Genomic DNA, 24,684 nt, shown 5'->3' on the forward strand with positions numbered 1-24,684 from the left:
CGACAACGACGCGAGTCCCTCCCGGCATCGCCGACCATGCCCTGCCCGAGGCATGCGAGTGCTCTGTCGCGCGAGGTTTAGCGGGCATGCGCATAGATCTCGGTATTCCAACGCTGCAGCAGCCGCTTGCGCGTGGCGGGGTCGCCAAAACGAGCGAAATCGTAATCGATCAGCTTGATGCCGGAGGGCTGAGGCGCCAGCTTCGGCACCGTGGCCTGCTTATTCGATGGCAACTGATAGGCGTGTGCCTGATTGGCGAGCGACTGCACGTCGGCGCGCAACGCGAATTCGTAGAACTGCTTTGCGATAGCAGGATGCAAAGCGCCTGCCACGAGGCTCATGCCGCCAATTTCGTAGCCGGTGCCTTCGCAGGGTGTGGCCGTCTGGATGTCGAAGCCGGCCACACGTTGCTTGACGAGATCGTGCAGAAATTCGATCGCCACGCTTGCTTCGCCGCGCGACGCGGCTTCGCCCGGTGCGACGCCCGTCGCCGTGTACTGGCTCACGTTGGCGTTCAGGTTGCGCATGTAAGTGAAGGCCGGTTCCTCGCCCATCAGTTGCACGAGCGTGGCAAGCGCCACGTAGGCCGTACCTGAAGAGTTCGGATTGGCGATCTGAATCTCGCGCTTCAGGCCGGGGCCAAGCAGATCGCGCCAGCAGCGCGGCGCGTCGATCTTGCGGCGGCGCAGCTCGGCCACGTTGTAGCCGATACCAAGCAGCCCCTGATACACGCCGACGGTACGATCGCGTCCGACCTGCGCGAAGCGCTGTGCCCACGGTTGCAGTTGCGGCAGCGCTGACGAGCGGTAGGCTTCGGTCAGCCCTTCGAAAGCGGCCTGCAAATGCGAGTCGCCGGAGCCGGCCCACCAGATGTCGAACTGCGGACGCGCCCGCTGTGCGCTCAACAGCGCTAGCGCCTCACCCGCGCTCTTGCGGATCATCGCGACGCCGATGCCCGTCTCCTTCTCGAACCGAGTTCTCATCAACTGACACCACTCGAGATCGGCCGAGCACAGCAAACTCAGGCGATCCGCGGCGTGGGCGCGCGACGGCATCAGCGCGGCGCCCAGCGTCGCGGCCATCAGCGCGGCGACAAGCGGCGCGACGCGCAGGTGGCGGGCGCGCAGCCGCGCCACGGCTGACTTCAGCGATTCGGCAAGGCGTGCGCGATGCGAAATACGGACGGCGCCAACTTTGCACTCGTTTGCAAAGCTCGGCGTTTTTCGAGGGAAGGCTTGTGTCGTAGACATGGGAATTCCTGGAAGAGGCGCGCCGGCTCAGCCTGTGGTGGCGCGGCGCACGAAGGCGACCGGGGCGATGCGCACGTCAGCCGGGCGCGAGAAATCTGCGATGCGTTGCGAGAGCATATCGACGACGCTGTTGGCGAGCATGTCGGTGTTCTGGGCGATGGTGGAGAGGCGATAGCTGTCGAGCGCGGCGTGCTGAATGTCGTCGAAGCCGACGACGCGCAGGTCGTCCGGAATGCGGCGTCCGAAGGTGCGGCGCGCTTCGTCCATGAAGCCGAGCGCGACCATGTCGGTGGCGCAGAACACCCCATCGGGGGCGGTGTCGGCGGCAGCGAACAGCTCACGCGCGGCCAGTTGGCCCGCCTCGTAAGAGGCGATCAGCGTATTGCAAAGTGTCACCCTGGATTTGCGTACGCCAAGGCTAGCGAGCGCGTCGACGAAACCGCCGCAGCGCTGGCGTCCGCCGAAGTGCGTCGTGTGCGGGCCGACGAACGCGAACCGGGTGACGCCCGAATCGAACAGGGCGCGGGCCGCGAGCGCGCCACCGCTGGCGTTATCGCTATTGATAACGTCGGCGCCTTCAAGCTCAGGCGCGCGGTTGATCATGGCCACGGGCACACGGCGTTCGAGGTATTCCCGAGCGAGCGCGAGCGGCGGTGCGCCCGAGGTCATGATCACGCCGGCGATACGATAGTTCAGCAGCATCTGCAGCGCGTAGCCGGTCTGATCCGGATCGTCGGCGTTCATCAGGATCGGCAATAGACCACGCGTGCTGAGGTGATGCGCGATTGGCGCGAGCAATTGGGCACGGAAGGGACTGACCAACGCCGAGGTGATCACCCCGACGAAGGTGCTGCGCCCCCGGATCATGTTGCGAGCGTTGATATCGACGTGATAGTTCAGCGTCTTGGCGGCCTCGAGCACGCGCATGCGAGTCTTGGCGGACACGCTGGCGCCGGGCGTGAAGGTGCGCGAGACGGCCGAACGCGAAACGCCGGCCATGCGCGCCACGTCTTCAGCGATCGCCCAGCTTTTTTCTTTGTCGGTCATCGAAGCGGTGTTGGCTGAAAGCGAGGCAGCCGACGGCATCCTCCCCGCCGGCGCAATGACCCAGCAGCTTAAGGACCGCTTATGTCGAATATGTGACAGCGCGTGAGTTCCACGAGTCGCTGACGCGCTAAAAATGGAGGTTTGGGGTCGAGGCGGCCCTGTGGCCAGGCGACATCATTTCGACCGAGTCACGGTGCAGAAGGAAGCCACGCGCCGTCAGTTTCCGACGGACCAAGGGCGCCACCCTCGAGCGGAAAAAGCACTAGCGCGAACCGCCGAAAAATCAGCAGATTCAGGCTCGCAGAGAATGAGCCACGGTCGCTCAAGCCTGGTCGGAGTCTCTGGAGAACACGCCTGCCGCAGGCATCGACAGAAAACGAAGGGAAAACGGGTAACTCGCGCAGAAGCGAAAAAAGCGCTCACTCGCCGTTGAAAACGGCCTTCAGCACGATCTCGGTGGTAGCCCAGTAGTGCGCGCTAAGCAATCGGGTGGCGAGGGCCGCATCGCGCGCCATGACGGCATCGACGAGTTCGCGATGCTCGCTTTGCGCATCGCGCGCGCTGGCGGTCGTGTATTGTTCGGCGAGATTGCGGTACCGCTCCGACTGATCGTATAGCAAGTGGCACAGGCGCAGGCTCCAAGGCGACCCGCACCCGGCCAGCAAGACTTCGTGAAAATTGCGGTGCGCGAGCGACCAGGCCTCGTGAAGTTCAGGTGACGTCGGCGTCGGCGTGCGCTGCAGGCGATGCAGCGCCGACATCAGATTCGACTCCCAATCGATGCCGCCGCGCGCCAGCGCGAGACGCAAGGCACTGCACTCGATGTCGACGCGCGTTTGCGTCAGATCGACGAGATCGTCGCGCGAAACAGGCGCCACACAAAAACCACGCTGGTCCTCACTGTCGACCAGACCGTCGGTCACCAGACGCGACAACGCCTCGCGGATCGCCGTCGCGCCGATACCATAGCGCTCGCTGAGTGCCTGGATACGCAGACGCTCCGCAGGCCGCAACTGTCCTTGCAGGATCTCACCACGAAGCAGGTCGATCGCAAGGGTCGTCAGGCTGCTCTTGTTCGAAGCGGGTGCGGCGGTAGTATCCATGGCTTGTTCAGTGCGAGAGAGATGGCACTATACAACCGCACCCACTCAAAATCCACTATTGCCAATAAAACCAATAAATCAATAAGTTGTGGATTTTTCCAGGTCTGGGCCAGCGTGCCCCGCTGATCAAATGGGATAGTGTCGCGGGCCCGTCTGGATCGTGATCCAGCGCAGGTCCGTGAACTCCGCGATCGACGCCTTGCTGCCGAAACGGCCGTAGCCGCTCGCCTTGACACCCCCGAACGGCATCTGCGCCTCGTCATGCACCGTCGATCCATTGATGTGGCAAATGCCGGACTCGATGCGCTTCGCGACGCTCAGTGCCCGCGCAATGTCGCGGCTGAATACGGCCGACGACAAACCGAACTCGCTGTCGTTGGCCACGCGCACGGCTTCGTCGTCACCGTCGACACGCTCCACGGTCAAGACGGGGCCAAACGACTCGTCGCGATACAGACGCATTGCCGGCGTCACGCCATCGACGATGGTCGGCTGCATCACCGCGCCCTCGACCTTGCAACCGAGCGGCAACGCTGCGCCGAGCGCGTGCGCCTCCTCGACCAGCGCTTTCACCCGCTGCGCCGCGCCCACACTCTCCAGCGTGCCGAGCACCGATGTTGAAGCTGCCGGGTCGCCAGCCTTGAGCGTGCGTGTCTTGGCGATGAGCTTGTCGACGAACGTATCGGCCACCTGGCGTGCCACGATGACCCGTTCGGTCGACATGCAAATCTGGCCTTGATTGAAGAACGCGCCAAACGCCGTGGCTTCGACGGCGGCGTCGAGATCGGCATCGTCGAGTACCAGCAGCGGTGCTTTGCCGCCCAGCTCCAGCAGCGCAGGCTTCAGATAGCGAGCCGAATGCTCGGCCACGATCCTCCCGACACGCGTTGAGCCCGTGAAGTTGACGCGCTTGACGGCCGGATGGGCAATCAAGCGCTCAACGATGGCGGGCGCGTCTTGGGGAGCATGCGTGACGACGTTGACGACACCGTCGCCGAGCCCCGCATCGTGCAGTACCTGGCCAATCAGACGATGCACGCCCGGGCAGCCCTCCGACGCCTTAAGCACGACCGTGTTGCCGCAGGCGAGCGGCATCGCGAGCGCCCGCGTGGGCAGAATCACCGGCGCGTTCCACGGCGCCATGCCCAGCACAACGCCGCACGGCTGGCGCAAGGCCATCGCGATATTGCCCGGCACATCCGACGGAATCAGCGCACCGTCGATTTGCGTAGTCATCGCGGCGGCCTCGCGCAGCATATTGGCCGCGAGCATCACATTAAAGCCATACCAGTTCGCCATCGCGCCGGTCTCGGCCACACCGATGTCGACGAACTGGTCCGTGCGCGCATCCATCAGATCGGCCGCGGCAAGCAGACGCCGGCGACGCTCGGTCGGCGTTAACGCCGACCACACCGGGAAAGCCTTCGCGGCCGCGTCGACGGCCGCATCCGCATCGGCAAGCGTCGCTGCGGCTGCTCGCGTAGCGATCTCGCCGTTCGACGGATTCACGCGCACGAACGTCCGCGCATCCGACGCCGTGCGGTCCTCGCCGCCAATCAGCAGATTGACTTCGTGCATGTCCTTGTCTCCTATGTTCTGTTGTCGTCGGCGACATGTTTCGCCGTCGCGACGTTCAGCTTTCGTCGGCAGGGTCGACCGGGCGGATCACGTTGGCGCTCACCGCAATACCAGGCGCCGAGAATTCCGTCAGTTCAAAGCCAACGTACTCGAGTATGTCGAGATCCGCGAGGCCGCCCACCACATGGAACGTCGTCGGCAGTTGCTCGAATGTGGCGCGATGCCACCGCACTTCCCCGCCTGTGCCGACCCACTTGCGGAAGTTGGCTTCCTGGAACTTGATCGGCGACGTGTCGCCCGTCGCACCCGGCAGCGGCTGCGACGTTGTCACGTAAGCGACATCGCGCCCGCCTTGGCCGAACGGTCCCGTGCGCGGCATGTACTTGTAGAACAGGGCCGCCCCACCCGGTCCGGGCAGCTTCGGAGCGTCTTTCACTTCGGTGAGACCGTGCAACGAAAGATCGAAGAACGGGAAGTCGAACCAAGATGCCGAACCGCTCGCCTTGCCGCGCGCATGATCGATCGAGAGTGCGGGGATATCAGCGAACAGCTTAGGGAAACCCAGTTCCTCACGACCGGTCATGATCGCGTCGGGACGGCCCTCCCAGAGGACTGGTGTGAAGGCACCATCAATGACTTCATGCTTGCCCGTGTAGACCACGGGAATGTCCACCGAGAGGATGCCGTAGCCACGCCCGGCAAGCCAATACAGATTATTGAAAAACGCGAGCGACACATGCACTTCCGGCTCGCCGCGCAGACGAAACCCCGGCGGGAGGATGCGCTCCAACGACTCGCGTCGTGTACGGTACGCGATCGTCATCCACTGCGCGTGCATCGTGCCCGATTCCTCGGCCGTCCACGGCGTGCCATCGGGTTTCTGGCGCGGCCCCGGTGCGGGACCGAATACGGCAGGCATCCGATAGCGCACGCCCGGCGCAAATTCAACTGTCATCTCATCACTCCTGGTGTCATTCGGTAATCATTCGTGCGATGGCCGCGGTGTTTGCTTGGCCTTGCGTGTCGGCAGCCGCGCGTCACGGCGCTCTATCCAGGCGCGTCGTCAGGCTGGCTCGGCGACGACGGTGTTCTCGATATGACCGAGGCCGCTGATCTCTACGCGCACGACATCGGCCGGCTGCAGGAACTTGCCCAGCGCGATACCGACGTTGGCGCAAGTGCCTGTCGCGATCAGGTCGCCCGGCTCCAGCGTCATCACTTGCGACAGTTCGTGAATCTGTTCCCAAATGTTGTAGATCATGCCGCCCGTGCTAGCCTGCTGGCGCAACTCACTGTTGACCCATAGCTTCATCTCCAGCGCATGCGGATCGACAATCTCGTCGGGTGTCGTGATCCACGGACCGATCGGGCCATGACTGTCGAACGATTTGCCCAGCGTGAAGGTCGGGCTCTTGAACTGCCAATCGCGCGCCGTCACATCGTTGGCCACGAAGTAGCCGCCGATCACACTTGGCGCATCTTCGACGCTGACGTATCGGCAGCGCTTTCCGATCACGACGCCGAGTTCGGCTTCATAGTCCATCTGGTCGGACACACGCGGCTTGAAAATCGGATCGAACGGGCCCGTGATCGACGACACCTGCTTGTTGAACCAGAGCTGGTGTTTGGGCACTGGCACGCCGGCCTTGGCAGCCTCCTCGGCGTGGTCGTGATAGTTCATGCCAATGGCCATGTACTTCTGCGCGTCGGGAATCGGCGCCTCGAGCTTCACGTCGCGCAAGGCCACGCCGTCCTGCGCCTGCACCAGCGCTCGCTGCAGGCGTTCGATCAGTGCAGGGCCGGCAGCGAGGACTTCGCGGATGGTGGCGGGCGCTGACGCGTCGAGCGTCGACAGCGCAACAATACGGTCGCCGTGTACGGCGCCGATCGTCGTCACGCTCTCATGGGTATAGCGGGCGAGCTTCATGCAATGGGTTCCTGAAAGAATGGAAAAGCGTGTGGCTTATCGGAAGAATTCGGGCGCGAGCGGCGGTGCCCACTGCCGCAACTCATCGGCAGACATCTCAGCGTGGCCCGTCGTCATCGCGTCGTTGACGAGATCGCCGTCAGTCCAATGCTCGATCTTGTTGCCGAACGGATCGCGCCAGTAATCGAAGACCTGGCTCCCCTGCACATGACGGCCGATGCCCCAGGAGTGCGTGTAGCCGCGCGCGCTCAAGTGCTCGCCGCCAAGTGCGACATCGTCAAGATCGAGCACCTCGAATGCCGAATGATCGAACCGGGTGCGACCGTCCTGTGCGGCGATCAATGCAATCGTGTGATGGTCGGTCCACTGCTCGCCGAGACCACAGTGCAGGAACGCGGCAATCGTATTGCCTGCATGCCCGGCCCAGTACGTATCCGATGCGCGAAAGCCGAGAACGTCCTCGTAAAACGCGAGCGTCTCGCCGAAATTGGCGACCTGCACCGCCACGTGCCCGAGGCGCATCACCGAGCTTGGGCTCGGCGACAGACGCACGGTGCGCCCCACTCGGCGGCGATCGCCCGCGTTGTTCATAACGACGGCGTCGCGCACCGGCAGCGGCGCATGCCGCGCCTGAGCGTGGATCACATCGACCTCGAAGCCTGCCGGATCGATAAATCGCACACGCTTTCCGCCGCCAGGCGCCGGATTGTCTTCGACCGGCACACCAAGGCGCTGCGCAAGTTTGACCAGATCCTGCTCGTCGCGCGCCTGCAAACCGAAGCCCAGGGTGCGGCTCTCGTTGCCCAACTCGCTGACATGAACATGGTGCGCGGCACCATTCGCACGCATATACAGTGCGCGGTCGTTTCGCTCGACGCGATGCAAGCCGAAATCGGCCAGGAAGGCCTCCATGCGATCGAGATCCGTCACCTGGTAGCGCACGTAAGCAATGTCTTGAACAGCAATCACAAGCCGTCTCCTTTCAACATCTCTTTTTGGGTTCAAGGGCATGCTTCGCATCCCGCTTCGAAGATTTTGAAAAAAGATAACACACCAAATTATCGATAATCAATAGATAAATCTACTTTATTGACCTTCAGAGATCATTCGACAGACAATCCCTGAACACTCAAGATCGGCATCGGCGGGCGAGGATTCGCGTCACAACGAGCACGCCGGTCGAAAAGCATTGGAGACTCACCGTGCAAACGTCCTCACCACACGCGTCGCCCCGGGGTTATGAACTCAAGACAGTCACTCTGCTGACGCTGGGCCTCGGCATGGTCGGGCTGGACCGATTCATCATCAATCCGCTGTTCCCGGTGATGCAGCAATCGTTAGGGCTCGATTACCGAGATCTCGGCCTGATATCGGCGGTGCTTGCGCTGGCCTGGGGGCTGTCGTCGATCGTGAGCGGGCGGCTGACCGACCGCGTCGGTTTCAAGGTGGTGCTGATCCCGGCCATGACGGTGTTCTCGCTGCTGACGTGCTTGACCGGGTTGGCGGGGGGACTGGGGAGCCTGCTGGTGATTCGCGCCGTGATGGGCCTGGCCGAGGGCGCCTATCTGCCCGCCTCTATCGTCGCAACCATCGACGCGTCCAAACCGTCGCGCGTCGGACTCAACATCGGACTGCAGCAGATGGCGCAGCCGGCCATCGGCCTGGGTCTCGGCCCATTGATCGCTATCGGCCTGCTTCACATGCTGCCAAGTTGGCACTACGTGTTCGCGGTGGCTGCGCTACCGGGTCTGGTGCTCGCGTTCCTGCTCGCGCGCGTGGTGCGTCCTGGGCCGCTTGCTGCCACCACGCGTGCGCATGAGGGTGGGCCGGGCTGGCGTGCCGCAGCGACGCACCGGGTGGTGATCGTGAACACCGCTTGCATGGCTTGCTATCTCACCTGCCTGATCACGCTGTCGACGTTCATGCCGAGCTATCTGACCGATCAGCTCAATCTGGGACTCGACACGATGGGCTTCGTTCTGGCAGGCCAGGGCGTCGGCAGCCTCATCGGCACGGTCGCCGTCCCTGCGCTGTCCGATCGTATCGGACGCAAGCCGGCCATACTCGGCGCGCTGGCGATCGAATTGGTTGCGCTGTGGTTCTTGCCATCGGCCGGCCGCGAGCCCGTAGTGCTTTTTGCGCTGCTTTTCCTGATCATCTTCATGAACGCGGGCGTGCTGGCTGTCACCGTCGGCCCGTTGACGAACGACGGCGTACCGCCAGCCATCGCGGCGTCGGCCATTGGCATCGTAGTCGGCGTCGGCGAGATCGTTGGCGGTGCGCTGGCGCCAGCCGTGGCCGGCATGCTCGCCCATGCGATCGGCATCGCCGTCATTCCCCGCATTGCCTTGGGCGCTATCACCATCGGGACACTCATTGTGGCCTTCGGGGTACTCGAACCGGCACGCGCGACCGCAGCGCCACCTTCACTTCACTGACAGCGGATTCATTCACGACACTCCGGAGACGACAATTGACAACCTTTAACGAGCATCGTGACAACGATGCCGCCGACGTGATCGTCGTTGGCTACGGGCCTGTGGGGCAAGCACTGTCGCTGCGGCTCGCGCAACTGGGCCATCAAGTCATCGTCATTGAGCGCTGGGGCGATCTCTACGGACTGCCGCGCGCGGTGGGCCTTGATCACGAAGCCTTGCGCATCCTGCAATCGACCGGCGTCATGCACGATTTCTCGGAGCACATGGTCCTGAGCCACGTCTACGAATGGCGTAACGGGCAGGGCGACGTGCTTACCGCCTTCCCGGGGCTGGACCAGCCGTCGGCTTCGGCATGGCCGAATCGCTGCTCGTTCCATCAGCCCGCGCTCGAACGCCTGCTCGACGAGCGGCTGCGCAGCGCCCACCGGGACCGCGCGCGTGTGCTGAATCGACTCACCGTGTCGCGCATCGTCGCGCATGACGACGGCGTCCTCGTGCAAGCGCATCCCACCGACAATCCTGATGCCCCGGCACATGAGTTCCGTGCCCGATATGTGGTCGGATGTGACGGCGCCGGCAGCTTTGTGCGTCAGGCGATGGGAGTATCCGTCACGGACCTCGGCTTTACCGCCGACTGGCTAGTTGTCGATCTTCGTCCGAAAGACCCCGCACAGTGGCGCAACGACCTGATCCAGGTCTGCGACCCTAACCGCCCCACCACGATGGTGGCGGCGGGACCGGGACGGCGACGCTTCGAATTCATGGCCCTCGCTCATGAGAAAAAGGACGACCTGAACAACGTGCAAACGGCGTGGGGTCTGCTCGCGCCGTGGGGCTGGAACCCGGAAAACGCGGAACTGGAGAGGCACGCCGTCTATACCTTCAGGTCGATCGTCGCCGACACCTGGCGGCGAGGCCGGCTGATGATCGCCGGTGACGCCGCGCACCTGACGCCGCCGTTTGCCGCACAGGGACTGTGCGCCGGTTTGCGAGACGTCGCCGCGCTGGCATGGCGCCTCGATGCCGTATTGCGCGGCGTAGCTCCCGAGGCCATGCTCGACGACTATTCCGACGAACGCCGTCCGCACGCGCGGGCGCTCGTCGAGTTTGCCGTCATGCTGGGGCACATCATCTGCGAGCTCGATCCCGATGCCGCGGCCCAACGCGACCTCGCACTGCAAGAGCGGGCCAAATGTGCCGACCAGCGCGAGCCCACCCCACGGCTCGGCCCGTCCGCACTCATGCGCGACGGCGACGACACCTCCGGCACGCTTGGCAGGCAAGGACATGTACGCTATCAAGGCCGCACCGGACGTTTCGACGATGTCGTTGGCAGCGGCTTCGTGCTGATCGGCAACGGCCATGATCCTCTGCGCTCGCTCTCTCGAGCGCAACGAGACTTCCTGACGCAGATTGACGCCACGGTCGTAGGTGTCGGTGCCGAGTGCGATGTCGAGGACATCGGCCACACCTATGCTCAATGGTTCGAGACGCTGGGCTGCGACACGGTCCTGGTACGCCCCGACTACTACATGTTCGGCAGCGGCGAGGCCAGCGCGCTTGTCAGCGACCTGATGCAGGCATGGCAGCGCTCAGGCAGTCAAGCGACGTTGCGCCGGCAACCAGCGGGGGAAATGTGATTCGCACCGACAGTCCGGATCGGCGACACGACCATCCAGCGCTCGCCTGCGAAGATCGCCGCATTGCGCTGCTGAGTGAAGGCCGGCTCGACGAGCTGGCTGACCTGTTAGACGACGCGCTGGTATATGTTCACTCGACCGGGCTCGTACAAGACAAGGCCGGCGTGCTCGATTTCTTTGCCCGCGTGCTGCGCGTCGAGCGCATCGAGCGGCACATCGAGCGCATCCTCGGCGAGAGCGATCTCGCCGCCATCGACCTTACGCAGACGATGCATGCCACGCTGCGCGCCAACGAGAGCACTCGCATCGCTGCCAACAGCTACGTTCATACGCTGTGGCGGCGCACTAACGGCACGTGGCGTCTGCTGCACTTCCAATCGACCGCCGTGCCGGCGGCCTGACTGCTTCGGCGCGTACCAGCCAGTGCGCACGCGCAAATACTTCAATGCCAAAGCGCGCGGGCCGCGCGAGCGCCAACGGCGGCTAGCCAGCGCGGCCCGCATTCCTCACTACGGCCGGACGCTGCTATTCGATACGCGCGATCTCGTCGAACGACAAGCGTGGTCCACGCGGACGGAAGCCGGCCGGATCTCCCACACCGAGGTTGAACAGGAAGTTCGCGCTGTATTGCGTGCCGGCGAAGAATGCCTCATCGATACGCGCGCGATCGAAGCCGCTCATCGGCCCGACATCGAAACCCGCCAGCCGCGCGGCCATCATCAGGTAAGCCCCTTGCAGGCTTGAGTTACGCAAGGCTGTCTCGGCCGCCAGCGCCGGATTCGAGGTGAACATGCCGGCGGCGTTCGGCACGGCCGGGAACTGCGTGGCCATCTGCGTATGAAACTGCTTGTCAGCGGCAACGATAACCGTCACTGGCGCGGCCTGAGTCTTCTCGACATTGCCCGGCGCCAAGGCTGCGCACAGCTTGTCCTTGGCCATCTGGCTACGCACAAAAACGAGGCGCATCGGCTGGCAGTTCATCGAGGTCGGGCCGAACTTGGCCGCGTCGTAGAGCGCGCGCAGCGCCTCGTCGGACACGGGTTCGGAGGTGAAGCGATTAGCCGTTCTGGCTTGCGTGAAAGGCAGCGCAAAGATGGCGGGATCGATTGAAATTGTCATGATTCAGAGCGTTGAAGAAAGCGGCGAATACCCGACGCACGCATCGGGGACGGTGACGTGTGCGCCAGTCCATCACGACGGCTAGGGATGCCGCGGGGGCGCGATTTTGTTGATGCTGTTCCAGTGTTCGCACAACTTACCGTCACGCAGACGGAAAGCATCGAACACGTAGTAGTCATAGAACTCACCGGGTGCGTCCGGGTCTGGTTGCGGCACATAGCCGGCGATGACGACAGTGTCGCCCTGCGCCACGAACAGCGCCGGCGGGAACATCATTTCGTCTCTCACCGGCTGGGGCGGTGAATCGCCGAACAAGCCGCGCAAGTACCGCTCCAGACCATCCGGCCCACTCGGAATATGGCGGCAGTGCTGGCGATAGTCGTCGGTGACGAACTGCCGCACGGCCGCCGGATTTCGTGCTTCGAGCACGTGACGGTAGAAGTCGGCCACCACCTGGCGGTTTTTCTCCTCCAGGGTCCGGTCTTGAGAGGGAGTCATGCTCATGGATGTCATACCTTTCGTAAAAAACCTGTTGAACGCCGGGGCACTGGCCCCGCGTGCTCACATCTTCACCAGGCCACTCAGGCGGCCGATATCGATGACGAGAAATGCCCCGAGCATCCAGCCGCTACGCGATTGAGACGTCGAAACCTGAGCCAGCACGGAGGTATTCGGATGCACGAAGTACTGCGCGAAGCCCTGCAAGAGGACGCCGGGCGCGATCCCCATTTGCCCATGCACATCGAAAGTGAAAGTGTTCTGCGGCACGGTCTCATTGACGGTGCTCAGCGCGCCCCCGCTCATCATGCTGAGCATGTTGGTGAACGAATAGCGGGCTTGTTGCTCGTAGCGGGACCGTTCGTTGCTCAAGCGGATATAGCGCACCGTCGAACCCACCAGCGCGGCGGGGTTGTTGGCGAGGAAGCCGCCGTACTCCATGCCCGCATATGCTTCAATCGGATAGCTCTGACCCGCGCCCGGCGTGATGAACGCGCCGCCGTAGACGGCGACATTGCGCGGCACGGGGCCGTGCGACTCGGCGTCACGCCAGATGACCTGGCGGCCTTGGCCGTAGAAGCCCCACGTGCCGCCCGTATGCTTGAGTGGCGTACCGGTCGGGTTCAGTGCCTGGCTAGTGCCATCGGTGTTGTATAGCGTGTCGGTGTACGGCGCTGTGGCGTGATAGACGCCGACTTCATAGCGCGTCGGCAGGCGTTGCTCCATGAAATTGGTCTCGTGCATCACGTTGGCCACGCCGATGTAGCCGGTGCGCGTGCTCGTCCCCCAGTTCCAGCCTTCCGTCGCCGTCCAGTTGGACGAGTTATCCTCGATCACACCGAGTCCGAGCTTCGTGTTGTTCGTGAACTGCCATGACGCACGTGCCCCCCATACCGATTTGGTGACACCGGGTGCGTTCAGCGTGATCGCCGGCGTCGACACGACGCAGCCGCTGCACATTGTCGTCACCATGAAGTTGTCGGTGAGGTTCATGCGCCCGTACTCGAGATGCAGGCGTCTGTCGAACAAATCGTGCGAGAGCGTGAATTTCACAAGGTCGAGACTCTCCGGCACTACCGGGAACGGCGTGAACGCCGAGCCCGTCTGGAAAAGATAGCCCTTCGTGTTGTGCGACGGCTTATTCCACGCTTCGGTGAAGTTCAATTGCGTGTTCGGAAGACCGATCAATTTGTCGAGGTCGATCGTGGCCGACATGAACAATGCGCCGTAGTTGCCCGACTTGCCCGGCGAGATGCCCGTCGACGGGTTGGCGAAGTAGCCATTCGTGAACACCAGGCCGAGGTTGACGCCGTAGTTTTCTAGCCAGTTGCCAACGCCGGCAAGCGGCCCCAGGCGCTCGGACGGGGGCATGCCATTCGGCGCAGGCATCGGCATGCCGATATTCGGAATCTCCTGCGGACTGATCAGGTTCTGTGCCTGCTTCGTAGCCTCACCGCCTTGCGCGACCTGCACTGCGGCGGTTGCCGTGGCGTGCGCGTCACTGCCGGCGTCGCTGCCCGAGGTCACTGACTGGGCGTTGGCGGTCATGGCCGCAAGGAGAAGCCCCCCTGCCGCGATCACGTTGTGGACGAGTTTCATTTTTGACTTTTGATTTCGCTATGCGTGTGGTTATGGCGGGATTGGGCTTCAGGAGATGCCAAGCACGGCCTTCTGGCGCTGACGCCGCGCGTCGGGCGACGTCGCGAGGCCGATGGCGATCGTCGCGAGCACCGACAGCGCGACGCACAATACGAACACGGGCGTATAGCTACCGGTCTTGTCGAATACCGCCCCGCCGCCAGCAACCAGCACTGCGGCTAGCGCCGTGCCGACGGCGAGCAGCAGACCAAGCAGTTGGGGGAACGCCCGGGCACCGAAGTATTTGCCGAGCAAGGCCATCAGACACACCTGCGACGCGCCATACCCCAGACCGACCGGCACCGCGAAGTACCACAGACCGGCATCGCCGCGCGGATGCACCGCTGCGGCGAGTCCGACAGTCAGCAGGCCCATTGCCACCACACCGATACGGCGTGCCGAGATGCGATCACCCAGCACGCCGGCAAGCACGTTGCCTGCCAGCGAAGCGGCCACCATGATCGCCACCGCGAACGCCGAAGCCCCCGAGGAGTAACCACTGTCGTGCAGATGGATCACGCCATGCGCCATCATCAGCATCCAGTCGAAGCCGACGACGCATGTGAAGACCAAGATCATCCAATAGGTCCGCGTGCGCAGCGCGTCGCGGACAGTCCACGCCGCTTCGAGTTTGCCGCCCATGCCAGCCTGGACTTCCTGCACGGTAGCCGCGAACGGATCTGCGGCAACGCCGGCCAGGTCACGCCGGATCGCAAGAACTGCGATGGCGAATGCGGCCAGCCCCATCGCGAACATAGCGAACCACCCTGACCGCCAGTCTCCGCCTTGCTGTGCGATCAGCTTCTCAAGCACGGGGGGCGCCACCATCCCGCCGATGTCGATGGCCGACAGCACGATGGACACCGCCAGCGCACGGCGATCGGGGAACCATTGCGCCACGGCAGCCTGGGCCGGCAATACCCCTGCACAAGCCACCCCCGCCCCGACGACCAGACCGAAGGCGAGCGGGAATTGCCAGGGCTGCGTCACGCTCGTGGCCATGACCAGACTGCCCGCACTCAACAACGCGCAGCCCGCGACGATGACGCGTTTGACGCCGAAACGGCGGATAGCCGCGGCGACCAGCGGCCCCGGCACGCCCATCGTCAGTACGAACAGGCCAAAGCCGATGCCGATGACGGTGCGGTCGAAACCGAGCGCCTCGGCCATATGAGTATTGACGACGCTGGCGCCCACGCTGGGCATCGCCACTGCACACACGATGATGACCCACAGGGCGCCGAGCAGACGCCATCGGTAGCGGGTGTGGATAGGCAGCGCTGTACCCGCCGCCGGGGGACGATCCTGCGCCGCAGGACCCTCGTGGATACTGTCCATGTCTGTCTCCGGATTTATCGATGTTTTGTTTTGGGTGCTACACGGGCGCCGCCGCCCTCCTGCCAGCCTCCTCGCTGGCAGCAATCAACGCGGCAGCGGCCCCTTCGCGTCCTTGGGCGTGGCGACGTCGGGCAGCCCGCCGGCGAACATGCCGAACGGTGGGCGGCCCAGCAAATGGCGCCCGTGAATTTCGCTGAGCGGATCGACGCGCGTCGCACCGTGCAGATTGGCCACACGGATATCACGCACAAAGCGCTGGATCGGGTTGCTGTCGCGTGCGGTGGACGACCCGAGGCACAGCTGGATCATGCCGACTGCGTCGTCGCAGAGCTTGGCGCCGTAGACGGTATGCATGGTCATCTGCGCCTCGGTTTCCGCCGGCATCGAAATGCCGTCGATCGCCGCACGGTCGACGGCTTCGGCATAGCGATGGATCATCGCCTGCGCCGCACTGATCATGGCGTCGGCCTTCGCCGCCACCATCTGGGCCGACGGCATGTCCGCCACCGTCGCATACGGGAGGTTGAACGGTTGCAGGCGCTGCGCCTGCTCAATGAAACATTCGAGCGCGCCACGCGCCATACCATGCACCACCGACATCACCGTCAAATGGGTCACGAGCATGAGCCCACGCATGTCCATGCGGTAAGCCACACCCTGGTACTTGCCGCGCAGCGCGTCCATGCGAGGCCCCAGATCGGCCATATCGAGAAACCGATGCGCAGGCACGAAGACTTCCTCGCGAGCGGTCACACTATTGCTGCACGTGCCTCGCATGCCCATCACATGCCAGTCGTCGAGGACCTCGTACTGACCGCGCTTGAGCAGCACCATGCCACGGCGCGGCATGCTTCCCGCCTCCTTGATTTCGACACCGACGCTCACCCAGCCCGCGTGTTTGCAACCGCTACCGAAATGCCACGTGCCCTTGACCATGAAGCCGCCTTCGACACGGCGCGCTTCCCCGACCCTGGTCGAGAAAATCGATGCGCCTGCGGCGATCGGGCCGACCCAATCGTCGTGCTCTGCAAACACTTCCTCCACGGCCTGCGCCGGAAACGGCAGCAGATTACGCGTGCCACCTGCCACGAATGCCATCCAGCCCGCCGCGCCATCCGCCCTGCCGACTTCGGACACGACATCGACCACATCGCGAATACCCAGCGCATAGCCGCCGAACTCAACCGGCGTGGTCAGTTTGAAAACGCCGGCCTGCGTGAGCGCCGCCAGCGTCGGCTCGGGAATGGCGCCCAGTCTTTCGCCTTCCAGTGCATGCTGCCGGATCAGCGGCACCAGCTCGGCAACCTGTGCACGAATGCGGCGGCCCTGCTCGGTGGTCAAGGCGGGTCCGCCGTCGGCGGGATACAGCGCGGTCATAGTCATCAATTTCCTCTAGATAGGGCAAACGCCCCGCCCAATGCCCGAGGCGGGACTTGCGTGGCCCCCTAATGTGCGCCGTGACCGCCACCCAATGAAGTCACAAGACGTCTAACGGCCGTTGTAATGCCCCGTTCGACCATGTCTCACCACGTGCAGGACAGCCAGGCTGCACAACGACGCCGCACTCATTCCCCGCGGACGGCCGCCAACGTGGGGTTTTCTCGGGGTGGTTCGAAATGGGGTATCGCCCTAACATCGAGCGCTGTTGATTATCGATTTTGTGGGGATTTATCAATTGGACGACGCACAGGAAGCCGATCGCGCCCTTCCTGATCGGGCCGATGCCCCCGATGCGGCGAGCGTACGCGGCGAACTGGCGCGAATCCTCGCCAGTCAGAGCTTCGCGACGTCCGAACGGATGCGCGCACTGCTCGAATATCTGACCGTCCAAACGCTTGAGGGTCACGCCGACCGGCTCAAGGAATACACGATTGCGATAGACGTCTTCGGGCGAGGAAGCGATTTTGACCCTCGCATCGAAACTGTCGTGCGCACCGAGGCGTGGCGTCTGCGAGCGCGGCTCGGGCGGTATTACGAAACGGAAGGGGCGGCCAATCCGATACGCGTGCAGTTGGCCAAACGCTCCTTCGCGGTCGTGGCGCAGCGCGTGCCCGAGCAGACTCGCTCTCTGACTTTCGACTCCCCTGTTCGCAGCGCTGCCGCTCGCGTAGCAGTGCTACCGTTTGTGGCTGTCGACGACGATGGTTCGCTGCGCTGGCTCGGGGAGAGTCTGGCCGACGAGTTCAGCCACGCACTCGGCCGTGTGCCGCGCATCGAGGTGGCTGCGCGCTCCTCGTGCCGGGTGATGGCGGCCTCCGCAACGATCGATGCATGTGAAGCGGCGCGTCGGCTCGGGTCAACTCTGCTGATCGAAGGCAGCGTGCGCCGCACCGGCAGCGAGGTGCGTCTCCTGATTCAATTGATCGATGCTCGGAGCGGCTGTCAGCTTTGGGCCTTCGCCGACGAACTGGCCTGGCGTGACGAGGCCGGCTTTGTCGCGAGCACGGCGCACCGGCTCGTGACCGAATTAATGCGCAGCGCGCCCGCATGGCAGACGCCCCTGGCCGAAGCCTTCGTCGACACCATGCGGCTCGATGCGGATTTGCGCCAGATTCTTCGCGTCGGCTTGGGCAGTGCGCCGTCCGAACTCGACATCATGCGCCAAGGCATCGGCTGGCTCGAAGCACGCTTGCGGCATGCCCCTCAAAACGCCGAATGGCAGTTGGCCCTGACCAATCTGCTGGCAACCTTCATTACGGTCGTGCCGGCGTCCAGCGCCGATCTAATGCCGCGTTTGCGCCGTTGCGCGCATGCGGCCACCCTTGAGCCGGGCACCGCCACTGAAGGACTCGTCGCGTTGGGCATGGCGTCTCTGTTCGTCTGCGACTGGGGCACTGCGCAAGATGCCCTGAGCCGGGCACTGTCGCTGTCTCCTCAGGATTGTGGCGCCCTCACGGCGCGTGGACTGCTGAATTTACAAGTGGGCCGCCTGAATGAGGCGCTCGACGACATCCGTCTCGCACGTGAACTGCATCCGCTGTCTGCCGCGGTGACCGGCACAGCGGCGGCTGTGCTGGTGAATTGCAGGCGCTATGGCGAAGCAGTCGATCTGGCGCGGCGGGCCGTTGGCCTCGACTCGGATTTCAAGCCGGCACAAGCCTTGCTCGCAGACGCCATGTTCTGGGACGGCCGCGTTCACCAGGCACTGGGGCGCCTCGAGGAACTCACGCAGATCGAAGGCCGGACCGCTTATGCGCTGGGAAAACTCGGCTACGTTAGCGCTCGCGCAGGGCTCGCCGACAAGGCACGCGAACTGCTGCACGAACTCGACGATTCCGACGACGATCCGGCACGCGTTTCGATGGCGCGTGTGCATATTCAGCTCGGTTTGGGCGACCACAACGCTGCGTTCTGCGCGCTGGACGAGGCGCTCGAAATGCCGACGGCGCCCGAGTTGCTGCTCTGCAGTGCGCCGCAATTCGACCCGATCCGGGACGACGGCCGCTTCGCCGTGCTACTCGCGCGCCTGAGCAAGGGCTCCGGTCAGGCGAGCACAGCCGCCAGACCGGCCGCACTTTGATCGCTGCCGGACGGCTCGGCAAGGTGCCGGTAGCGACCGCCATGAAACACCAGAGGCGAAGCCCCGGCGCGCTGATCGACAGCCAGCACGCGGCCGATCAACACCGTGTGATCGCCGCTCTCATGCAATGAAAAGGTCTCACACTCGAAGCGGGCCGCACAGCCCGAGAGCAGCGGCGTGCCGCCGTGGCCCTCTTCGATGTCGAGTCCGGCGAACCGGTCGATGCTGCGTGAAGCGAAGCGTCGCGACAGCGCCTCCTGCGCTTCGGACAGCACATGCACGGCCCAGTAGCGTGCCGACGTGAAGGCCGCATGCGACGACGATTGCCGGCTCAGACTCCAGAGCACGAGTGGCGGATCAAGCGATACCGAGTTGAAGCTGTTGGCGGTCACACCGACACGCTGTCGCCCGGTGTCGCGCGTGGTAATGACAGTGACGCCGGTTGCGAAGTGTCCGAGCACGCCACGCAGGACGTCGGCGTCGAAAGATGGATGAGATGGCATGACGAGAGACCAATCGAGATAGGAACGTCGCCATGATTCACGCATTGACGATCACCGGGAAGTCACAAGATGTCTCAGCCGCCGTCCCGCTCCAGCGACGACGCGGCGCTTGCTCGCCCAGAGCGCTGGCGCGCCGTGCCGGTGACACGAACATGGCCTGACGCCGCGCGAGCCGTGCCATTACCGATCACTACAAACCCTTTCCGATTGCACCGACGAACCATGACGCCGAAGTCCCTGCCTCCCTCCTGCGCCAATCTGATCGATTCGGCACGCTGGCGCGAGCTCGATCACATGATGGTGGACGACCCGACCACCGGGGTGCCCGCGTCGCAGCTCGGACGTAGCAGTCGCGGCATGCCCTGGAATGGCATCTCGGTGTGGCACCAGGTGGGTCCGGGTAACGAGCTCTATATCCCGGCCACACGCCGGCATACCGTGTTTCTTCGCATGCCGATGGCTGCCCCCGCACGCATGGTTCGCATCGACCCTTTGGGTGCCTGCGAGCGACTGTGGTATCCGGGGGAGGTTGTCATTGTGCCAGCTGGCACTCCGACGTTTTGGTACAGCGACACCTTGCGCGACAACGTGCATGTCGATCTCGATCCGGCCTGGCTGGGCCGCGTGATGCCTGAAGCCGGTGACGGCAAGGTCCCCAGGCTGCTCAGTCGCACAGGGGCGCGAGACCCCCTTATCGCGCATCTCGCCGGCACGCTGTTGGCTTCGCTCGACAGCAATGCCGCATTGCACCCGGGCTTTGCCGATGGATTGGCGGGCAGCCTGTCGATGCATTTGCTGGAGCATTACTGCGAAGTACGCCCGCACGCCGCGCCTGCGCTTTCGCAACGCCAGATGAAACGCGTACAAGACACCGTGTGCGCCAGCCTCGACGACACATGGACGACAGCACGCATGGCAGAATTGCTCAACCTGAGTCAGTTCCATTTCCAACGCTGCTTCAAAGCAGCCTGCGGCATCTCCCCGCGCGCCTGGCTTTTTCAACGGCGCATGCAGTATGCACGCGAGCAAGTCTTGTCGACGCGCCGCGCGCTCGCCGATATCGCATTGGACGCCGGCTTTGGCTCGCTCTCGCACTTCAGCAAGGCTTTCCGCCAGAACTGGGGGCAAACGCCTTCGTCGTTGCGGCGAAACTAAACGCAAGAATTCGCTAGTCACCGCAGGAATTCGCCAGCGGTGAGCGCCACGTCTTCGGATAATTTCTCGTGCCCGTGCCAACGAGCGCATGCGTGAAATATTCCGGAGACAAATTCATGAAGCCACCGCGCCGAGAAAGACGCAGCGTGATCCTCACTTGCGCGATTACCGGATCGATCCACGTTCCGAGCCAGTCACCCTATCTGCCGATTACGCCTGCGCAAATCGCGCAGGAAGCTATCGATGCAGCCCGCGAGGGAGCGTCGATCATCCATTTGCATGCGCGCGCCCCGACCGATGGCAGACCGACTGGCGATCCGGCCGTGTACATGCAATTCTTGCCCCCCATTCATGACAGTACCGACGCCATCATCAATATCACCACGGGAGGGGCGCCCGGGATGACGTTGGACGAGCGCCTGGCGGCGGCGCGTCTGGTCAGCCCGGAAATGACCTCGCTCAACATGGGCACCATCAACAACGGCTTTTTCGCGAGTGCAGACAAAATTCGGGACTGGCGCCACGATTGGGAGCGCCCGTTTCTCGAGGGCACGTATGACGGCATATTCAAGAATACATTCAAGGACATCGAACACATCATGCGCGCCCTGCATCAAGACCTTGGCGTCATGTTCGAGTTCGAGTGCTACGACGTAGGTCAGCTCTACAACCTCGCGTATCTGCTCGATAAGGGACTTTACCGGGGACCGCTGTTCATCCAGTTGATCGTGGGCATTCTCGGTGGCATCGGTGCCGGGCTCGACAACCTGCTCCATATGCTGCGCACGGCCGAACGCCTGTTCGGCCACGAGTTCGAATGGTCTGTCCTTGCGGCGGGTCGGCATCAGTTGCCGATGGGTGTGCACAACGCCCTGCTCGGCGGCAATGCTCGCGTCGGTCTGGAAGACAGCCTGACGGTTGGGGGATCTCGTGAACTGGCAACCAGCAACGCTGTTCAGGTCTCGCAGATCCGCGCCGTGCTCGAGTCGCTGGGGCTTACGATCGCGACCCCTCGGGAAGCACGTGAACGGCTCGGCCTCAAGGGCCGCTCACAAACTCGTCTGGACAAACTGGGGCGCTGAGGGTGAGGCAAGCCGTGAACCTCGCCATTCGGTCCACGGCAATCCCGCAATCGCCCGCGAGTACCCGTCAACTCGCCACGTCAAAATCGTAAAGTTCGGCGGGGTTCTCGACGAGAATCCGATGTGACACCGCCTGATCCGGGGGTAATGCCCCGGAAATCCGGCGTCGGGAGAAGTGGCGTTTTCTCGTTAAGAGGGAGTTCCGCAGATGAAGAAGTCGCAGAGGCGTTGGCAAAAAAATGGTGAAGCGATCTCGCCGCCGCGAGATGGCAAAGCGTGCTGTTCTGGAGCGAGGACTGACGATACGTGCGGCCTGCGCCGGGTTTGGCGTCAGCGAATCATGCTATCGATACGAGGCGAAGCTAAACATGGAGAACGAAGAGATTGCCGACCGGCTGTTGCGCGTCACGGGCTGCCATCGCAACTGGGGCTTTCTGCTGTGCGACTTCTACCTGCGTAACGCGAAGGGGTTCGGCTGGAACCACAAGCGCGCTTACCGGATATACCGCGAGCTGGAGTTGAACCTGCGTATCAAGCCGAGGAAGCGCCTAGTGTGCGAAATGCCGAAGCCGCGATCGGTGCCGCAGGCCATCAACGAAGTGTGGTCGATGGACTTCATGCATGACCCGCTCGCTCACGAGCGCAGCATCCGGACGCTGAACGTGATTGATGATTTCAACCGCGAGGCGCTAGGCATTGAGGTGGATTTCTCGTTGCCGTCCGAGCGAGTAATTCGCACGCTGAAACAGCACATGGAATGGCGCGCGGCGAGCCGAAGGGGATTCGTTGTGACAACGGCCCGGAATACCTGAGTGCGGCCATTGTGACGTGGACGCAGAAGTAAGGCATCCGGCCGGAATACATCGAGCCGGGCAAGCCGCAGCGAAACGCGTATATCGAACGCTTCAACCGGACCGCGCTATGAATGGCTGTCGCAGTATCTGTGGGAAGACCCGGAGCAGGTTCGCGAAGCGGCGGCCGACTGGATGTGGACTTACAATCACGAGCGCCCGAATATGGCGTTGGGCGGTTTTACCCCCGAAGCAGCGGCTGGCCATGGCCGCTTAGTTTCCACTTTTGCCGACCGTGGAAAACGGGGGCATTACCCTGGCGTTCTCCGCATCACGATCAGCCAGAGGTAAGCTACGCGCCCGGCTGCGCGTATTTGGCAAAATGCGTCTGGAGCCCAGCGATTCCCCGATTAGCGAGATGAAACGTGAATCCAGCCTCTCGCGCTTCACTGGGGGTCATGCCAAAGCGCGCACGGAACGCCCGCAAAAAATGATTGCTACCAGAGAACGACAACTCATGCGCGAGACGCGTAATCGATTGGTCGCGTCGGGAGCTACCGAGAACTAACGCGGAGTAAGCGGCGTCCAAGCGCCTGTCTCGAATTGCACTCGCAATCCCGCCGTCTGCAGCAAAAATTCGATACAAGTGTGCACGCGATACACGGAACCGTTCCAGAATTGAGGCAAGCCCCAGATTCGGCGATGTGAGATTTGCGTCAATGTAAGCCAACACCTGACTTCTGAGTACTCGAGAAAGCACTGGATCATCTGTCACAGACGCAGATTCGAACTTCCTGACCAGTGCCTCGGAAAGCAGATTCACCGCGCCGGCCTCGACGGCAAGCGCTTCGGCGCCTTTCATTTGAGGCGCCAGTTGGTTCAGGGTCACGATGAAACTCGCGAGCAGCCGAGTGATCGGCCAGTCCGCTTTGAGTACAGCGCCGTGAACACTGCGTCCGGAGGCCACCTTGTCGACCCTTTCTCGCGGCAGGAAAATAGTTACCGTCGTCCCAGGACTCACTTGTGTATTGGCCACTCGACTTAGATCCAACGCGAAGATGTCACCAGGCCGCACAGAAACAGGTAGACCGCAACAATCACCATCAAGCGCTCCTGATATGAACAGCTGGATCATGTACTGATCGAGTCCACTGGCTAGCACCAGCTTCCGGCTCCGGTCGTACCGCTGCGCGTTGAACGCCGTCCCCCCAATAAGCAACGTGCCCACGCTGTGGGACGTCACTGCCCCCTCAAGAAGAGGGCCTTGCTCATTCTCCACGGGCAATGTATCGAAGAACGGGCTGATGATCTCCCGCCACACATCGACCCTCAACTCCGGTGTTAGGTAGTCCGTCGAAAATGCAATATTGGTAGCCGGCCCAAGTGAACTCTCATCGGTTGAAGCGTCAATGCTCATGAGGTTGTCTGCCCTAACAACGTGACCGACGGAAATATGACTAGCCTGACATTAGCGCAGCTCTGGGCCGAGGAACAGCCTTAGTGGAATGAGGCCCACGCCCACCGATATTCGGTCTAATGTCATTGCTCGGATCCGCGCCCCGGGCTTCCCTCGGCGCAAACCCGAACTTGCGACGAAATGCATTGAAGAATTGCTGAGAGCTGGAGAATGTTCACACATAGGCAATCTACGAATTCGACGTTCCGTCGCCCCGGGAGAGCTTTGAAAACGCAGCGTTCTGGGGATGACTCTCGCAACACCACCGCCCCCCTCCGGCGACATCGGCAACTCTCCATTGACGCCCCCCCACGAAAGAGGTGTTGCCTTTTCTCCCGTCAGCGGCCTCGATGCCAAAGATCAGTCGCGTCATTTCGCGCCAGTAATTGCTTCGTGCCTGCAGTTGGACTGCTCTCAGGAGAACACACTACGTCAATGGCCGCCCCTTCCTCCCACAGAAGACCGATCAAGACTTATGTATTTTCAATACCAGCTTTGGAGGAATATACCAAAAAATAACTCAGGATAGCCAAGAAAGAATTCGATAGAAAAAGCCCCAGGTGACTTCTCCAATGAGGTCGCGACGCATTTATTTGCTTTG

At 62.9% G+C, this 24,684-nt stretch carries 21 protein-coding genes and 1 pseudogene; 8 read left to right on the forward strand and 14 right to left on the reverse strand.

All coding sequences use genetic code 11. The annotated features are described in order from the left end of the window. Positions 1-77: 77 nt before the first annotated feature. Both PBR20603_RS22185 and PBR20603_RS22190 read right to left on the reverse strand, forming a co-directional pair. On the reverse strand, positions 78-1,250 hold the full coding sequence (locus PBR20603_RS22185) for an ABC transporter substrate-binding protein (RefSeq protein ID WP_246174934.1): 1,173 nt from the start codon (positions 1,248-1,250) through the stop codon (positions 78-80). Between the two features lie 27 nt (positions 1,251-1,277). Continuing rightward, a complete protein-coding gene (locus tag PBR20603_RS22190) occupies positions 1,278-2,249 on the reverse strand; it encodes a LacI family DNA-binding transcriptional regulator (RefSeq protein ID WP_343041981.1) in 972 nt (323 codons plus the stop codon). Here PBR20603_RS22190 and PBR20603_RS24425 point away from each other — a divergent pair. Next, positions 2,185-2,403, forward strand: coding sequence for a hypothetical protein (locus PBR20603_RS24425; protein ID WP_246174936.1), 219 nt, complete (start codon positions 2,185-2,187; stop codon positions 2,401-2,403). The two genes, PBR20603_RS22190 and PBR20603_RS24425, sit on opposite strands and share 65 nt — an antisense overlap. A 313-nt stretch (positions 2,404-2,716) precedes the next feature. On the opposite strand, the gene PBR20603_RS22195 is transcribed toward PBR20603_RS24425, so the two are convergent. The 5 genes from PBR20603_RS22195 to PBR20603_RS22215 all read right to left on the reverse strand — a co-directional run bounded on the left by PBR20603_RS22195 (position 2,717) and on the right by PBR20603_RS22215 (position 7,874). After that, positions 2,717-3,400, reverse strand: a complete 684-nt coding sequence (locus PBR20603_RS22195; protein WP_150561617.1) for a GntR family transcriptional regulator — start codon at positions 3,398-3,400, stop codon at positions 2,717-2,719. A gap of 126 nt (positions 3,401-3,526) precedes the next feature. Next, positions 3,527-4,978, reverse strand: a complete 1,452-nt coding sequence (locus PBR20603_RS22200; protein ID WP_150561618.1) for an aldehyde dehydrogenase — start codon at positions 4,976-4,978, stop codon at positions 3,527-3,529. A 55-nt stretch (positions 4,979-5,033) separates the two neighbouring features. Beyond that, a complete protein-coding gene (locus tag PBR20603_RS22205; protein ID WP_150561619.1) occupies positions 5,034-5,933 on the reverse strand; it encodes an acetoacetate decarboxylase family protein in 900 nt (299 codons plus the stop codon). 108 nt (positions 5,934-6,041) lie between these two features. Further along, positions 6,042-6,905: a fumarylacetoacetate hydrolase family protein gene (locus PBR20603_RS22210; RefSeq protein ID WP_150561620.1), complete on the reverse strand. Its 864-nt coding sequence runs from the start codon at positions 6,903-6,905 to the stop codon at positions 6,042-6,044. 36 nt (positions 6,906-6,941) lie between these two features. After that, the gene (locus tag PBR20603_RS22215; RefSeq protein ID WP_150561621.1) at positions 6,942-7,874 is read right to left on the reverse strand and encodes a VOC family protein; all 933 of its coding nucleotides are present in this window, start codon (positions 7,872-7,874) and stop codon (positions 6,942-6,944) included. 233 nt (positions 7,875-8,107) lie between these two features. Between PBR20603_RS22215 and PBR20603_RS22220 the strand changes: the two genes are divergently transcribed. The 3 genes from PBR20603_RS22220 to PBR20603_RS22230 are packed head-to-tail and all read left to right on the forward strand — an operon-like array spanning position 8,108 to position 11,384. After that, positions 8,108-9,343, forward strand: coding sequence for an MFS transporter (locus PBR20603_RS22220; protein WP_246174937.1), 1,236 nt, complete (start codon positions 8,108-8,110; stop codon positions 9,341-9,343). Between the two features lie 35 nt (positions 9,344-9,378). After that, positions 9,379-10,983, forward strand: a complete 1,605-nt coding sequence (mhpA, locus tag PBR20603_RS22225; protein WP_150561622.1) for a bifunctional 3-(3-hydroxy-phenyl)propionate/3-hydroxycinnamic acid hydroxylase MhpA — start codon at positions 9,379-9,381, stop codon at positions 10,981-10,983. Then, entirely contained in the window at positions 10,980-11,384 is a 405-nt protein-coding gene (locus tag PBR20603_RS22230; RefSeq protein WP_246174938.1) for a nuclear transport factor 2 family protein, read from the forward strand. Before mhpA ends, PBR20603_RS22230 begins: the two co-directional genes overlap by 4 nt. Positions 11,385-11,508: 124 nt before the next feature. On the opposite strand, the gene PBR20603_RS22235 is transcribed toward PBR20603_RS22230, so the two are convergent. The 5 genes from PBR20603_RS22235 to PBR20603_RS22255 form a co-directional block, all read right to left on the reverse strand. Beyond that, positions 11,509-12,102 (reverse strand): malonic semialdehyde reductase, encoded by a 594-nt coding sequence (locus PBR20603_RS22235; protein WP_150561624.1) that lies wholly within the window; start codon positions 12,100-12,102, stop codon positions 11,509-11,511. An 81-nt stretch (positions 12,103-12,183) separates the two neighbouring features. Then, on the reverse strand, positions 12,184-12,615 hold the full coding sequence (locus PBR20603_RS22240; protein WP_246174939.1) for a nuclear transport factor 2 family protein: 432 nt from the start codon (positions 12,613-12,615) through the stop codon (positions 12,184-12,186). Between the two features lie 48 nt (positions 12,616-12,663). Continuing rightward, complete coding sequence (locus PBR20603_RS22245) at positions 12,664-14,199, reverse strand: carbohydrate porin (protein ID WP_150561626.1); 1,536 nt, start codon at positions 14,197-14,199, stop codon at positions 12,664-12,666. Between the two features lie 48 nt (positions 14,200-14,247). Then, positions 14,248-15,576: an MFS transporter gene (locus PBR20603_RS22250; RefSeq protein WP_150561627.1), complete on the reverse strand. Its 1,329-nt coding sequence runs from the start codon at positions 15,574-15,576 to the stop codon at positions 14,248-14,250. Positions 15,577-15,660: 84 nt separating this feature from the next. Next, entirely contained in the window at positions 15,661-16,953 is a 1,293-nt protein-coding gene (locus PBR20603_RS22255) for an acyl-CoA dehydrogenase family protein (protein WP_150561628.1), read from the reverse strand. Positions 16,954-17,221: 268 nt separating this feature from the next. On the opposite strand from PBR20603_RS22255, the gene PBR20603_RS22260 reads away from it, so the two are divergent. After that, the gene (locus PBR20603_RS22260; RefSeq protein WP_150561629.1) at positions 17,222-19,096 is read left to right on the forward strand and encodes a hypothetical protein; all 1,875 of its coding nucleotides are present in this window, start codon (positions 17,222-17,224) and stop codon (positions 19,094-19,096) included. Here the strand turns inward: PBR20603_RS22260 and PBR20603_RS22265 are convergent. Next, positions 19,060-19,599, reverse strand: coding sequence for a flavin reductase family protein (locus PBR20603_RS22265; protein ID WP_150561630.1), 540 nt, complete (start codon positions 19,597-19,599; stop codon positions 19,060-19,062). The two genes, PBR20603_RS22260 and PBR20603_RS22265, sit on opposite strands and share 37 nt — an antisense overlap. Positions 19,600-19,821: 222 nt before the next feature. Between PBR20603_RS22265 and PBR20603_RS22270 the strand changes: the two genes are divergently transcribed. The 3 genes and pseudogenes from PBR20603_RS22270 to PBR20603_RS22280 form a co-directional block, all read left to right on the forward strand. After that, positions 19,822-20,754, forward strand: coding sequence for a helix-turn-helix transcriptional regulator (locus tag PBR20603_RS22270; protein WP_174978026.1), 933 nt, complete (start codon positions 19,822-19,824; stop codon positions 20,752-20,754). Between the two features lie 116 nt (positions 20,755-20,870). Continuing rightward, positions 20,871-21,836 (forward strand): 3,5-dioxohexanoate:acetyl-CoA acetone transferase, encoded by a 966-nt coding sequence (gene kce, locus PBR20603_RS22275; protein WP_150561632.1) that lies wholly within the window; start codon positions 20,871-20,873, stop codon positions 21,834-21,836. A 227-nt stretch (positions 21,837-22,063) separates the two neighbouring features. Further along, positions 22,064-22,904, forward strand: a pseudogene (locus PBR20603_RS22280) (IS3 family transposase); the annotation flags it as partial. Positions 22,905-22,979: 75 nt separating this feature from the next. Here PBR20603_RS22280 and PBR20603_RS22295 read toward each other — a convergent pair. Beyond that, the gene (locus tag PBR20603_RS22295; protein ID WP_150561634.1) at positions 22,980-24,044 is read right to left on the reverse strand and encodes a helix-turn-helix domain-containing protein; all 1,065 of its coding nucleotides are present in this window, start codon (positions 24,042-24,044) and stop codon (positions 22,980-22,982) included. Positions 24,045-24,684: the final 640 nt, after the last annotated feature.

The organism is Pandoraea bronchicola, from assembly GCF_902459805.1.
GTDB classification, from domain to species: domain Bacteria; phylum Pseudomonadota; class Gammaproteobacteria; order Burkholderiales; family Burkholderiaceae; genus Pandoraea; species Pandoraea bronchicola.